12 protein-coding genes and 1 tRNA gene are annotated in these 13,012 nt (G+C 68.4%); 4 read left to right on the top strand and 9 right to left on the bottom strand.

The genetic code is table 11. The features are described 5' to 3' along the window. Nucleotides 1–47: 47 nt before the first annotated feature. Nucleotides 48–1,832, bottom strand: coding sequence for an autotransporter assembly complex protein TamA (locus tag AC07NF_RS01195; protein ID WP_494632333.1), 1,785 nt, complete (start codon nt 1,830–1,832; stop codon nt 48–50). Between the two features lie 255 nt (nt 1,833–2,087). Here AC07NF_RS01195 and AC07NF_RS01190 point away from each other — a divergent pair, with 255 nt between their 5' ends. The 3 genes from AC07NF_RS01190 to AC07NF_RS01180 are packed head-to-tail and all read left to right on the top strand — an operon-like array spanning nt 2,088 to nt 5,547. Next, a complete protein-coding gene (locus AC07NF_RS01190; RefSeq protein ID WP_494632337.1) occupies nt 2,088–3,611 on the top strand; it encodes a circularly permuted type 2 ATP-grasp protein in 1,524 nt (507 codons plus the stop codon). Continuing rightward, nucleotides 3,608–4,552 carry an alpha-E domain-containing protein gene (locus AC07NF_RS01185; protein WP_492811375.1) on the top strand — a complete coding sequence of 315 codons (945 nt, stop codon included), beginning with the start codon at nt 3,608–3,610 and terminating at the stop codon, nt 4,550–4,552. The genes AC07NF_RS01190 and AC07NF_RS01185 overlap by 4 nt, the downstream gene beginning before the upstream one ends. 11 nt (nt 4,553–4,563) lie before the next feature. Next, the gene (locus tag AC07NF_RS01180) at nt 4,564–5,547 is read left to right on the top strand and encodes a transglutaminase family protein (protein WP_494632338.1); all 984 of its coding nucleotides are present in this window, start codon (nt 4,564–4,566) and stop codon (nt 5,545–5,547) included. A gap of 1 nt (nt 5,548) precedes the next feature. Here AC07NF_RS01180 and AC07NF_RS01175 read toward each other — a convergent pair whose 3' ends face one another. From AC07NF_RS01175 to AC07NF_RS01150, 6 genes are all read right to left on the bottom strand, one after another. Further along, entirely contained in the window at nt 5,549–5,905 is a 357-nt protein-coding gene (locus AC07NF_RS01175) for a PilZ domain-containing protein (RefSeq protein ID WP_454716727.1), read from the bottom strand. Nucleotides 5,906–6,015: 110 nt separating this feature from the next. Continuing rightward, the gene (locus AC07NF_RS01170; RefSeq protein ID WP_494632340.1) at nt 6,016–7,035 is read right to left on the bottom strand and encodes a sulfate/molybdate ABC transporter ATP-binding protein; all 1,020 of its coding nucleotides are present in this window, start codon (nt 7,033–7,035) and stop codon (nt 6,016–6,018) included. A gap of 15 nt (nt 7,036–7,050) precedes the next feature. Next, on the bottom strand, nt 7,051–7,920 hold the full coding sequence (gene cysW, locus AC07NF_RS01165) for a sulfate ABC transporter permease subunit CysW (RefSeq protein ID WP_494632342.1): 870 nt from the start codon (nt 7,918–7,920) through the stop codon (nt 7,051–7,053). Then, a complete protein-coding gene (gene cysT / locus AC07NF_RS01160) occupies nt 7,920–8,792 on the bottom strand; it encodes a sulfate ABC transporter permease subunit CysT (RefSeq protein WP_492811380.1) in 873 nt (290 codons plus the stop codon). Before cysT ends, cysW begins: the two co-directional genes overlap by 1 nt. Nucleotides 8,793–8,970: 178 nt before the next feature. Beyond that, the gene (locus tag AC07NF_RS01155; RefSeq protein ID WP_494632348.1) at nt 8,971–9,756 is read right to left on the bottom strand and encodes an LbetaH domain-containing protein; all 786 of its coding nucleotides are present in this window, start codon (nt 9,754–9,756) and stop codon (nt 8,971–8,973) included. An 89-nt stretch (nt 9,757–9,845) separates the two neighbouring features. Then, a tRNA-Lys gene (locus AC07NF_RS01150) sits at nt 9,846–9,920 on the bottom strand. A gap of 127 nt (nt 9,921–10,047) precedes the next feature. Between AC07NF_RS01150 and AC07NF_RS01145 the strand changes: the two genes are divergently transcribed. After that, nucleotides 10,048–10,785, top strand: coding sequence for a hypothetical protein (locus tag AC07NF_RS01145; RefSeq protein ID WP_494632351.1), 738 nt, complete (start codon nt 10,048–10,050; stop codon nt 10,783–10,785). Here AC07NF_RS01145 and tgt read toward each other — a convergent pair. Together tgt and queA are read right to left on the bottom strand one after the other, a co-directional pair. Continuing rightward, nucleotides 10,782–11,897 carry a tRNA guanosine(34) transglycosylase Tgt gene (gene tgt / locus AC07NF_RS01140; protein WP_494632355.1) on the bottom strand — a complete coding sequence of 372 codons (1,116 nt, stop codon included), beginning with the start codon at nt 11,895–11,897 and terminating at the stop codon, nt 10,782–10,784. The genes AC07NF_RS01145 and tgt overlap by 4 nt on opposite strands. A gap of 2 nt (nt 11,898–11,899) precedes the next feature. Beyond that, nucleotides 11,900–12,997, bottom strand: a complete 1,098-nt coding sequence (queA, locus tag AC07NF_RS01135; RefSeq protein ID WP_494632356.1) for a tRNA preQ1(34) S-adenosylmethionine ribosyltransferase-isomerase QueA — start codon at nt 12,995–12,997, stop codon at nt 11,900–11,902. Nucleotides 12,998–13,012: the final 15 nt, after the last annotated feature.

Here is a 13,012-nt window from a genome sequence, read left to right as displayed (position 1 = left end):
GGCGTGGGTGACGGCTTCCGTCAGGTCAGGCTTGTCCTGCTCCCCGCTCAAAAGCTTTGCCCGATGCTGAGATAGATCTGGAAGGCCGGGTCGCCCTTGCGGCGGCCCAGCGGGGCGGCGATGTCGGCGCGGATGGGGCCAAAGCCCAGGTCGTAGCGGATGCCGATGCCCGCGCCGGCTCGGAAGTCCTCGCGTCGCGGGGTCTTGTCCGTGCCAATGGCGCCGGCGTCGATGAAGGCCACGCCGCTCCATTTCGAGGTGATCTTCTGGCGCAGCTCGAACGAGGTCTCGACCAGCGAGACGCCGCCCTGGGGCGTGTTGTCGGTCAGGCGCGGGCCGATGGCCTGGTAGGCATAGCCGCGCACCGAACCGCCGCCGCCGGCGTAGAAGCGCCGCGAGGCCGGGACGTCGGGAATGCTGCCGCCCAGCATGGCGCCCAGCTTGACCCGGGTGGCCAGCACGGTGCTCGCCCCCTTGCCGACCGGCAGGTAGATCGAGCCCTGGGTCGTCAGCTTCAGGTACGGCAGGGTCGTGTCGCCCACCACATAGGTCGGCTCGCCGCGAGCCTCCAGACGCCAGCCGCGCTTGGGATCCAGGATGCTGTCGGAGAAGTCCCAGGCATAGGCCGCCAGGCCCGCGACGGTGACCAGGTTCAGCTTGCGGCCCGCGACCGAGCCGTTGCGGCTGATCTGCTCCTTGGTCTGGGACAGGTCCATCGACACGCCGAAGGTGCGATAGGACGTGGTCTGCCGCCGCTTGGTCAGGTCGACCCCGACCGTGGCGCCGGTTTCGTTATAGGCGTCGGTGTCGTTGCGGAAGACCGAGCTGTTCAGCTTCAGGGTCTGCTGTGGCCGCTGCCAGTGCGGCAGCGAGATCTCGGCACCCAGGCGCTGCTCCAGCTTGGCCAGGCGCAGGGCGTAGGTGGTGGTGTCGGCGCGTTTCAGTCGGTTGTAGCGGCTCCAGCGGATGTCGAAGCCCGAGCCTTCGCTGGTCGAATAGCCGGCGCTGGTTTCAATGGTGCGTGAGCGACGGTCGGCCAGGGTGACGACCACGGGGCGCAAACCGTCGGGCGTGGCCTTCTCAGGCCCGGCCAGCGAGACCGAGATCGAGTCATAGACGCTGGTGTCGCGCAGGCGGCGCTCCAGTTCGGCCACGTCCTCGGGGTCATAGACGTCGGCGGTTTTCCAAGGCGCCAGGTGCGAGACCCAGGCCGGATTGGTTCGCCCCTTGGTCACCACCTCGACGCCGTCCATGTGGACCAGGCTGCCGGAAGCGATCTTGAAGGCCGGGCGCAGCGTGTGGTCGGCGTGGTCGACAATGACCTCGCGCGGCTCGGCGGCGGCGTCGGCATAGCCCAGCTTGGCCACTTGAGCGACGATGCGGCCCTCGGCCCCGACGACGTCGGCGGCGCGCCCTGGCTCGCCCTGGGTCAGGCGCATGGAGGCGGCAGCGCGCTGGCGGGTGCCCTCGTCGGGCGGCGCGCCGGACCAGTCGATGCGCGGATCGGCGATGACGAAGGCCGGCCCCGGCGTGATCTTGACCACCGCGCGCGGCGGCTCGCCGTCCAGAACGTCGGGCTCGACGGTGTAGGCATAGTAGCCCTCGGCGCGCAGCACGGCGATGGCGTCTTCGCCGGCCTGGCGGGCGCGGCGGCGGGCTTCGGCGCGGCTTTGGGCAGGATGCTTGGATTCGGTCAGGGCGAGCCGGATGGCCTCACGCAGGGCCTTGTCGTCGACGCCTTGGATCTGGGCCATCGGCTCGTCGGCGCGGGCAGCCGAAGCCGCCAGCAAAGTCACCGCCGTCAAAGCCAGGGTAGTCCGCCCAAGCACCAAATCACATACCCCGCGCGAAGCGCCCCCGGCCCTGCTGTAGTCCGGGGTTCGCGCCATGTCACGACAGTAAATGCAACGACTTCGCCCTAGTAGCGCTTAGCAAAGCAGGCGATCGGCGCCCAAATGCTGAGCAGTCGTGCGCAATCACGCGGCGGAGGTCGAATCCGTCGCGCTCGCGCCGCGCAACGCTCTAGAGTCGGGGATGGCGCGGTCTCAACGGCCGCGCCCAAGGTTATGAGAAACGTGGACAAAAGCGTGGCGGCGAAGACCCAGACCCTCGACGACGCACCGACCCTGCCGATGACGGAGGCGGCGTACCTGCCGGGGGTCGCCTACGACGAGATGTTCACGCCTGATGGCGAGGTCCGGCCGCACTACGATCCCCTGCATGGGCGCATGTCGACCCTGGGCGCCGAGGAGCTGGCGGGCCGCCAGCGGACGCTCGAGCGCTCGTTCCTGCTGCAGGGCATCACCTTCACCGTCTATGGCGCGGACAACACCACCGAGCGGGTGATGCCGACCGACCTCTTCCCGCGGATCATCCCGGCGGACGAGTGGAAGCGGATCGAGCTGGGCCTGACCCAGCGCCTGCACGCGCTGAACCTGTTCCTGGCCGATATCTATGGCGACCAGCAGATCCTGATGGACGGCGTGGTGCCGCGCGAGCTGGTGCTGGGCGCGCCCTCGTACCGCCGCGAAATGCAGCACGTCTATGTGCCGCACAAGGCCTACGCCAATGTCTGCGGCAGCGACCTGATCCGCTGCCAGGACGGCCAGTTCGCGGTGCTGGAAGACAACCTGCGCGTCCCGTCCGGCGTCTCGTACATGCTGGCCAACCGCGACGCGGCCAAACGCACCTTCCCCGGCACCTACCGCGCCGCCGGCGTGCGGCCGGTCGAGCGGTATCCCGACCTTCTGCTCTCCACGCTGAAGAGCATGGCCGCCGACTGGCGCAACGATCCGCAGGTCGTGGTGCTGACCCCCGGCGTCTACAACAGCGCTTACTATGAGCACGCCTACCTCGCCCGCCTGATGGGCGTGCCGCTGGTCGAGGGGCGCGACCTCGTGGTGCACGAGAACATGGTCTACATGCGGACCACGACGGGCCTGCGCCGGATCGACGTGATCTATCGCCGGGTCGACGACGACTTCATCGACCCCCTCACCTTCCGGCGCGACAGCTCGCTGGGCGCGGCGGGCCTGTTCAACGCCTATCGGGCCGGCAATGTGGTGATCTGCAACGCCCCTGGCACCGGCGTGGCCGACGACAAGGCCGTCTACGCCTACGTCCCCGACATCATCCGCTACTACCTGGGCGAAGACGCCATCCTGCCCAATATCGAGACCTTCCTGTGCCGCGAGAAGCGCCAGATGGGCCACGTGCTGGAGAACCTGGACAAGTACGTGGTCAAGGCCGTCGGCGCCTCGGGCGGCTACGGCATGCTGGTCGGCCCGCACGCCAGCCAGAAGGAACGCGACGACTTCGCCGAGGCGATCAAGGCCGATCCGGACAACTACATCGCCCAGCCGACCATCCAGCTGTCGACCGCCCCTTGCCTGGTCGACGGCCGCATCGAGCCGCGCCACGTCGACCTGCGGCCCTTCATCCTGTCGGGCGAGAAGACCATCGTCACGCCTGGCGCCCTGACCCGCGTGGCGCTGAAGCGCGGCTCTCTGGTCGTGAACTCCAGCCAGGGCGGCGGCTCCAAGGACACCTGGGTGCTGGCCGAAGAGAACGGCCACTCCAATGGCTCCGGCAATGGGGGGCAACGCCCATGATGCTAGCTCGCGTCGCCGACAGCCTCTATTGGCTGGGCCGTTACATCGAACGGGCCGAGCACCTGTCTCGCCTGTCGTCGGTGATGCTCAACGCCACCCTGGACCAGACGGACTCCGGGACCCAGGCCGTCTGGATCGCCATGGCCGCCGTCGGCGACGCCAATGACGGCGAGAGCATCAACTCGTTCGAGGCCGCCCAGGCCCTGGTGCTGGACCGCTCGGACGCCAATTCGGTGGTCTCGTCCCTGGCCAGGGCCCGCGAGAACGCCCGCCAGGTGCGCGACCAGATCACCACCGAGACCTGGGAGCGGCTGAACCTGCTGTACCTGAAGGTCACCGACAAGGACGCCGGCAAGGCGTTCTCGGACGGCTCAGCCAACTTCCTGCACGACGTCATCGCCGACCTGCACCTGTTCAAGGGCGCGGCCGACACCACCATGAGCCATGGCGAAAGCTGGCGGTTCATGATGCTGGGCATCTATATGGAGCGCGCCCAGCTGGTCTCGCGCCTCTTGGAAGTCTGCTTCGCCGAGAGCCCCGCCCACGGCCAGGTCGACGACCACGTGGCCCTGGTCAGCGTGCTGCGCATGGCCTGCGCCCTGGAGCCCTATCTGCGGGTCTATACCGCCGAGATCGAGCCGCGGCACATCCTGGAGTTCCTGGTCTTCGACGAGGATTTCCCGCGTTCGATCCGCTTCGCCACCGCCCAGATCGAGCAGCACCTGTCGGCCATGGCCCGCGCGGGCGGCGGCGAGCGCGCCACGCCCGAACGCCTGGCCGGCCGCTTGAAGGCTCGCCTGCAGTTCGCCGATGTCGACGAGCTGGAAGCCGTCGGCGCCGGCCCGCTGCTGACCACCGTCGTCAACGAGTGCGCCCGCATCCACGAAGCGATCTACGAGACCTTCGTGGCCTATCCGCTCGAAATGCGTCTCCCGGCTTAGGATCAAATCCAGTGCTTCTAGAGATCCGCCACGTCACCCAGTACCACTATGAGCGCCCGGTCCGGGAAAGCCTGATGGAGCTGTGGATGCAGCCCCAGAAGACCGCCCGCCAGCGCCTGGTCAGCTTCGAGCTGGACCTGGAGCCCGCCGCCCAGGTGTTCTCCTACGCCGACAGCTTCGGCAACGCCGTCTATCACTTCGACGTGCCCCAGCCGCACGACAAGCTGACCATCATCGCCCGCTCGGCCGTCGAGACCGAGCCGACCGGCGAGCGCCCCGACCACCTGGACATGGGCGAATGGGACCGGCTGCGCAGCGAGTTCGTGCGCGGCGAGTGCTTCGACTTCCTGCGCCCGCACGGCTTCGTCGAGACCACCGAGGCGCTGCGGGGCTTTATCAAGGCGCACGACCTGGACGACCTGAAGCGTCGCGACCCGCTGACGGCGGTCCGCACCCTGTCGGAGACCATCTACAAGGCGTTCGACTACCAGCCGGGCGTCACCGACGCCGACAGCCCCATCGACCTGGCCCTGAAGGCCGGCAGCGGCGTCTGCCAGGACTTCGCCCACATCATGCTGGCGATCTGCCGCGAGTGGGGCATCCCGGCGCGCTATGTCTCGGGCTATCTGTTCACCGACCGCGACGCCGGCGACCGCTCGGACCCCGACGCCACCCACGCCTGGGTCGAGGTCTTCCTGCCCAGCCTGCGCTGGGTGGGCCTGGATCCGACCAACAACATGATGACCTGCGAACGGCACGTGGCCGTGGCGGTCGGCCGCGACTATGCCGACGTCACCCCCTCACGCGGGGTCTACAAGGGCAATGCCGAGAGCCAGCTGGCGGTGGGCGTCACGGTGCGCCGGGCCCGCGCGGCCATAGCCGAGCCGGAGTTCCTGCGCATGGCCCGACCCAGCTTCGCCGGCGGCCGTCGTCGTCCGGATTCGGCGCTGAAGCAGGAGCTGCACCAACAGCAGCAGCAACAGCAGCAGCAGTGACCTACTGAAGAATTTCGGGGGTCAGGGTCGCGGCGAAGCGGCGGGCGATGTCCAGCGCCCCTGCGGCGCCGCCAGCCCGCGGGCCGATGCGTTCGGTCTGCAGGAACTGCACGCCAGCTTCCGTGCCCGAGCGCCAGACGACGTGGGCCAGGTGCACCCGGCGGCCGCCCGCATCGACGAAGATGAACTTGTCCGGCGGCGTGGCGATGCCGGCCGTCGACAGGCGCGCGCCCTTCTCGGCGACGTCCAGCAGCGAGCATTTCCACGACCGCGGATCATCCACGATGTAGATCTTGCGCGCCGCCGGCATCCGGGGGTGGACGCGACGTTCGGCGCCGGTGGGCTCGACCATGACCATGCGACCTTAGAACTCCCGCCGAGTCGTCGGAGACGATTTTAGCGCAACCGGACGCAACGCGCGCCTAGGTTGGCCCACGTTCGTCCGACGCCGGTATAACCGAGAGAAGCTTAGGCGGCGTAAACGTGCGCCTTGCGGGCGGCGATCTTCACCGTGCCCTGGAAACGGGCGGCTTCGGCGCGCGAGGCGCTGATCTCGATCGGACGGCCGTCCAGCGCCGTGGCGTTGACCGTGGTCAGGGCGCCCTGCACGTGGGCGCGCTCGACCCGCACCTCGAAGCCGCTGTCATCCAGCACGAAGTCGTGCGGGCGGACATAGGCCGTAGCCGAGCCTTCGCGCACGCCGCCGGCCGGCAGGCGCAGCAGACCAGCGGTGAACTGGCCGCCGCCGACCTGACCCTCGAAGCTGTTGGCCTCGCCCACGAAGCCGCAGACGAAGGCGGTCTGCGGCGTGTCGTGCACCTGGTCGGGCGTGCCGATCTGCTCGATCTGCCCCTTGTTGAGGATGGCCACGCGGTCGGCCAGCTCCAGGGCTTCTTCCTGGTCGTGGGTCACGAAGATGGTGGTGACGCCCGTGGCGTCGTGCACGCGCCGCAGCTCCTTGCGCAGCGACTTGCGGACCGTGGCGTCCAGGGCGCCGAAGGGCTCGTCCAGCAGCAGCACGCTGGGCTGCACCGCCAGGGCGCGCGACAGGGCCACGCGCTGGCGCTGGCCACCCGACAGCTGCGAGGGGTAGCGCTTGCCCAAGCCATCCAGCTCGACCAGCTTCAAGAGGTCGTCGACGCGCTTGGTGATCTCGGCCTTGGACGGCTTGTCCTTACCCTTCCGCACGTCCAGGCCGAACGCGATGTTCTTGGCCACAGTCATGTGCTTGAACAGCGCATATTGCTGGAACACAAAGCCCACGCGGCGGTCGGCCGCCGAGGCGAAGGTCACGTCCTGGCCGTCGAACAGCACCTGGCCGGCGTCCGGGAATTCCAGGCCCGCGATCGTGCGCAGCAGCGTCGTCTTGCCCGAGCCCGACGGCCCCAGCAGGGCCAGCAGTTCGCCGTCCTTGATCTCGAGATCGACCTTGTTCAGCGCCGGATAGCGGCCGAACTTCTTTTCGACGGAGCGGATGGAGATGGTCATGGGTCTTCAGTCCGTTCAGTGTCCGCCGCGGCCGCTGCGCACGCCGGGCTGGGCGGCTTCGACCGCCGTCTTCAGCACCAGGGTCACCACGGCCAGCAGGCAAAGCAAGGCCGCGACGGCGAAGGCGCCGACGAAGTCGTACTCGTTGTAGAGGATCTCGACGTGCAGCGGCATGGTGTTGGTCAGGCCGCGGATGTGGCCGCTGACCACCGACACCGCGCCGAACTCGCCCATGGCGCGGGCGTTGCACAGCAGCACGCCGTACATCAGGCCCCAGCGCACGTTAGGGGCGGTTACCCGCCAGAAGGTGTAGAGCCCGCCAGCGCCCATCGACACGGCGGCCTCTTCCTCGCTGGTCCCCTGCTCCTGCATCAGCGGAATCAGCTCGCGGGCCACGAACGGGAAGGTCACGAAGACGGTCGCCAGCACGATGCCCGGCACGGCGAAGATGACCTTGATGTCGTTGTCGACCAGGTACTCACCAAACCAGCCCTGCAAGCCGAAGATCAGCACGTAGATCAGGCCGGCCACGACCGGCGACACCGAGAACGGCAGGTCGATCAGGGTGATCAGCAGCGGCTTGCCCGGAAACTCGTGCTTGGCGATCGCCCAGGCGGCGCACAGGCCGAAGGCGGCGTTGAACGGCACCGAGATCGCGGCGGTGATCAGGGTCAGCTTCACGGCCGCCAGGGCGTCGGTGTTGTTGATCGCCTCGATGGCCGCGCCGAAACCCTTGCGCAGCGCCTCGGCGAACACGGCGACCAGCGGCAGGATCAGAACGAGGGCCAGGAAGGCCATGACCGTGCCGATGACCAGGACCTTGGCCCACAGCGGATCGTCGGTGGCCTTGCGGTGCCCCTTAGCGAAGTTTGAGGCGCCAGCCATCAGTCGAACCTCCGCGCCCAGGCCTGGATGGCGTTGATGACCAGCAGCATCGTGAACGAGACGGCCAGCATCACCACGGCGATCGTCGCGGCGCGGGCATATTCGAACTGCTCCAGCTGGATGATGATCAGCAGCGGCGCGATCTCGGACTTGTAGGGCATGTTGCCGGCGATGAAGATTACCGAGCCGTACTCGCCCACGCCCCGGGCGAAGGCCATGGCGAAGCCGGTCAGCCAGGCGGGCGCCAGCGCGGGCAGGACGATCCGAAGGATCGTGTCGAGGCGATTGGCGCCCAGGCTGGCGGCGGCCTCCTCGACGTCCTCGGCGGCGTCGCGCAGGACGGGCTCGATGGTGCGGACCACGAACGGCAGGCCGATGAAGATCAGGGCGATGGTCACGCCGACCGGGTTGTAGGCGGCCTTGATGCCCAGCGGCGTCAGGAACTGCCCCACCCAGCCGTTCGGCGCATACAGCGTCGCCAGGGCGATGCCGGCCACCGCGGTCGGCAGGGCGAACGGCAGGTCGACCAGGGCGTTGATGATCGTCTTGCCGGGGAACTCGTAACGGACCAGGGCCCAGGCGGTCAGCACGCCGAAGATGCTGTTGATCACTGCCGCCACGAACGCCGCGCCAAAGCTTAGCCGATAGGCGGCCATCGAGCGCTGCGAGGTGGCCACGGCCCAGAACTCGGCCGGCGACTGGTTGGCGGCCTTCAGGACCACGGCGCTCAAGGGGATCAGGACGATCAGCGACAGCACCGTCAGCGTCACGCCCATCGTCAGGCCAAAGCCCGGAATAGCCGAACGCCTACGGAAAAACGGCCGCTTTCCGCTCGGGCCAGACGGCCGGCGCGAGGCGGTGTCGGCGGTCATCGTCTGATCGTCGTCCAGGGTCCGGGCTCGCCACATAGCTCAAGGCAAAGGTTGAACGCGCCGGATCCGATAAGGGTCCCGGCGGCGCTGCTGAAACTGAGCCGCTTAAATCTCTACCGCGCCTATGGGGCAAATGAGAAAACCCCGGTCGGGGCCGCAGAAAAACTGGCGAGACGCCTCAGGCCCAGCAATCGGCCAGCCAGTGGGTCGGCCCGGAGCCGAACGCCTGGACCACATAGTCCCGAACCTTAGTCGGCGCGTCGTCGAACGACCGGATCGCGTCGCCGTCCAGGAAGCCGAGCAGCGACATCGACGTCCCTTCGTTGCGCAGGACAAAACGCGGACGTTCGGACCGATAGACATGCGCCGCCGAACCATCGGCCGCCAGCGCCTGCAGACTCGCCTTGTTGGCCGTCAGATAGGCGATGTCGAAATCCCACCAGGGCGCGCAGGCCTCGCGCGTCCGCAGCTTGCGGGCCGGAACCCCGGCATAGATGCCCCGCGGCTCGGCGTCCTTGGTGAGCACGCTGGAGGCCCCGATCACCGCGCCGTCGCCGATGCGTCGACCGCTCAGCACCTGGGCGTTGGCCGAGACCACGACGCCGTTGCCGATGCTGAAGGGCTGCAAGGGCGCCAGGCCCTCATCGTCGAAGCTGCCGTGTATGATCGGCAGACCGCTGAAGCAGATGTTCACCGGCCGGTCGTTGGCGTGCTCGCCCCGCACCAGAATGCGCGCCGATGGGTGCATCTCGCAGAACCGGCCGATCTCGCCGATCTTGCCCGGCTCACCCGCCGGCACCAGCATCAGGTTGGTGACGCAGGGCAGCGAGCCGGCCCCGATATCCACATAGGCCCCGGGCGAGCAGTAGAAACGACTGTCGTAGTGGCCCAGGAACGTCAGGATCCTGTTCCAGGCGGTGGCGTCGCCGGGCAGAGTGATGGAGACGGGAGCGGACCAGTTCATCTGCTCTGGCTAGCAGAACAAATGCCTCGCGCAAACGCGCCATGCGGCGCCGGATGGGCTCTGAAATCCCGCAAGATCAGAGGTTTGATTGGTAGGCCGGGTGGGGTTCGAACCCACGACCATTCGATTAAAAGTCGAATGCTCTACCACTGAGCTACCGGCCCGCTAACGTCCGGCGGGCGCCGGTTGGAAGCGGCGCGGACCATAGGCGGGGGTCTTCCGCGCCGCAAGCATGGTTTCGCCGTTTTTCCGATGGATGACGGTAAAGCTGTGGGCGGGTTAGGGTGAGTCATGCGTGGAACCTTGCTTTTGGCGGTCTTTTGCGGCGCCAGCCTGGCCGGAACGGCCTTCGCCCGGCAGCAGCAGCCCCCGCCCCTGCTGGGCGTGCCGCCTCCTCAGCATGAGGATTCGCCCGTCCAACCGACCGACGACGGACGAATCAGATCGACCTCCGAGGCCAACCGCGATGGCATCACCGGCGCCATGCAGGCGCCGCTGCGCGACGTGAACCTGGTTCGCACCAAGATCCCGAGGGTGCTGCTCGAAGCGATGGACGATCCCTACCAGCGACCCGCCAGCGGCGACTGCAAGACCCTGATCAGCCTGGTCCAGCCTCTGGACGTCGCGCTGGGCGAGGATATCGACCGCGTACCGCCGGCCGAGAACGAGGACCTGATGGACCGCGGCCGCCGGGCGGCCGGCGGCGCGGCCTTGGGGGCGGTGGCCAGCGCGGCGCAGGACATGATTCCGATGCGCGGCTGGGTGCGGAAATTGACGGGGGCCGAGCGCCACGACCGGCTCGTGCAGAGCGCGGTCGCTTCGGGCGCGGTGCGGCGGGCCTATCTGAAGGGCCTGGGCGAGGCGCGCGGCTGCAATCCGCCGGCCACGCCGCAGCACAAGCCGCCGACCGCAGCGCCAGTCGTCGAGCCCGGCATGCCGCCGCCGCGCGATCCCTACGGCCCGCGCAAGCCCCGCTTCCCGATCACCAAGGAAGAGGTCCCGCCGGTGCCGCAAGGGCCTCGCTACTAGCCCTCGTTCAGGTGCCGCGCCCGGAAGTCGCGGCGGAACTGCTCGAAACGACCTTCCTCGATCGCGGCGCGCATGGCCGCCGTCAGGGCCTGGAAGAAGGCGATGTTGTGCCAGGACAGCAGCACCTGGCCCAGGATCTCCTCGGCCTTGAACAGGTGGCGCAGATAGGCCTTGGAATAGTCGCGGCTGGCCGGGCAATCGCTGTCGGGATCCAGCGGGCTTTCGTCCTCGGCGTACTTGGCGTTCTTGATGTTGATCGCGCCGTCCCAGGTCCAGGCCTGGCCGTGGCGGCCCGAGCGGGTGGGCAGCACGCAGTCGAACATGTCGACGCCCCGCGCCACGGCTTCCACCAGGTCGATCGGCTTGCCCACGCCCATCAGGTAGCGCGGACGGTCGTCAGGCAGCATGCCGGGCGCGTAGTCCAGCACCTCACACATCGCCTCGTGGCCCTCACCCACGGCCAGACCGCCGATGGCGTAGCCGTCGAAGCCGATCTCGCGCAGGCGGTCGGAGGACTCGCGGCGCAGGTTCTCGAAGGTCGAGCCCTGCTGGATGCCGAACAGCACCTGGCTGTCGCGCGTCCCGAAGGCGTCCTTGGAGCGCTGGGCCCAGCGGGCGGACAGCTCCATGCCCTTGCGCGCCCTCGCCTCCTCGGCCGGCCAGGCGACGCACTCGTCCAGCTGCATGACGATGTCGCTGCCCAGCAGGTCGGCCTGGATTTCGATGGAGCGCTCAGGCGTCAACACGTGCTTGGAGCCGTCGACGTGGCTGGAGAAGGTCACCGCCTCCTCGGTCAGCTTGCTGATGCCCGACAGGCTCATGACCTGGAAGCCGCCGCTGTCGGTCAGGATCGGCTTGTCCCAGCGCATGAACTTGTGCAGGCCGCCCAGGCGCGCCACCCGCTCGGCCGAGGGCCGCAGCATCAGGTGGTAGGTGTTGCCCAGGATGATGTCGGCGCCGGTGTCCTTGACCTGGTCGACGGTCATGGCCTTGACCGTCGCGGCCGTGCCGACCGGCATGAAGGCCGGCGTGCGGATGTCGCCGCGCGGGGTCTTCAGCACGCCGGTGCGGGCCTTGCCTTCGGTGGCTTTGATCTCGAAGGGGAACGCCATAGCTAAGCCTCGTCTTTGAACAGCAGGCTGCCGTCGCCGTAGGAATAGAAGCGATAGCCCGTCGCGATCGCGTGTTCATAGGCCGCGCGCATGGTCGCCTGGCCGGCGAAGGCGCTGACCAGCATGAACAGGGTCGACTTGGGCAGGTGGAAGTTGGTCATCAAGACGTCGACGGCGCGGAAGCGATAGCCGGGGGTGATGAAGATGGCCGTCTCGTCGGCGAACGGGCGGACGATCCCGTCCTCGCCCGTGGCGCTCTCCAGCAGGCGCAGGGACGTGGTGCCGACGCAGACGATGCGGCCGCCGGCGGCGTGGACCGCGTTCAGGGCGTCGGCGACGTCGGCCGTCACCTCGCCAAACTCGGCGTGCATCTTGTGGTCGGAAACGTCGTCGGTCTTGACCGGCAGGAACGTCCCCGCCCCCACGTGCAGGGTCACGAAGTGCAGCGAGACGCCCTTTGCCTTCAGGCGCTCCAGCAGATCGGGCGTGAAGTGCAGGCCGGCGGTCGGGGCGGCCACTGAGCCGTCCTCGCGGGCGTAGACGGTCTGGTAGTCGGCGCGGTCGCGCTCGTCCTCGCCCCGCTTGGCGGCGATATAGGGCGGCAGCGGCATGTCGCCGTGCCTGGCGATGCCGATGTCCAGGTCAGGACCCGAGACGTCGAAGGCCAGCAGAACTTCACCGCCCTCGTGCTTCTCGACGATGGTGGCGTCCAAGCGGTCGGCGTCACAGGCGCGGTCTTCGCTGGCGCCGAACGCGACACGGTCGCCGACCTTCAGGCGTTTGCCCGGACGCATGAAGGCGCTCCAGCGGCTGGGCGAGACACGGCGGTGCAGGGTCGCCTCGACGGCCACCGGCGTGCCATCGGACCCGCCGGTCGTGCGGCCTTCGCGAAGGCCCGACAGGCGGGCCGGGATCACGCGGGTGTCGTTGAACACCAGGGCGTCGCCGGGACGCAGGAAGTCGGGTAGCTCGCGGACCACATGATCGGCGAGCGGCTGGCCGGGTCGGACCACCAGGAAGCGCGCGGCGTCGCGCGGCTCGGCCGGACGCAGGGCGATGCGGTCCTCGGGCAGGTCGAAATCGAAGTCGGAAAGGCGCATGGGCGGGCTTCAAGC

It is taken from the genome of Caulobacter sp. GW821-FHT10A06, assembly GCF_059415805.1.
Note: the sequence above shows the minus strand (reverse complement) of the source record. Positions and strands in the feature narration are given on the sequence as shown.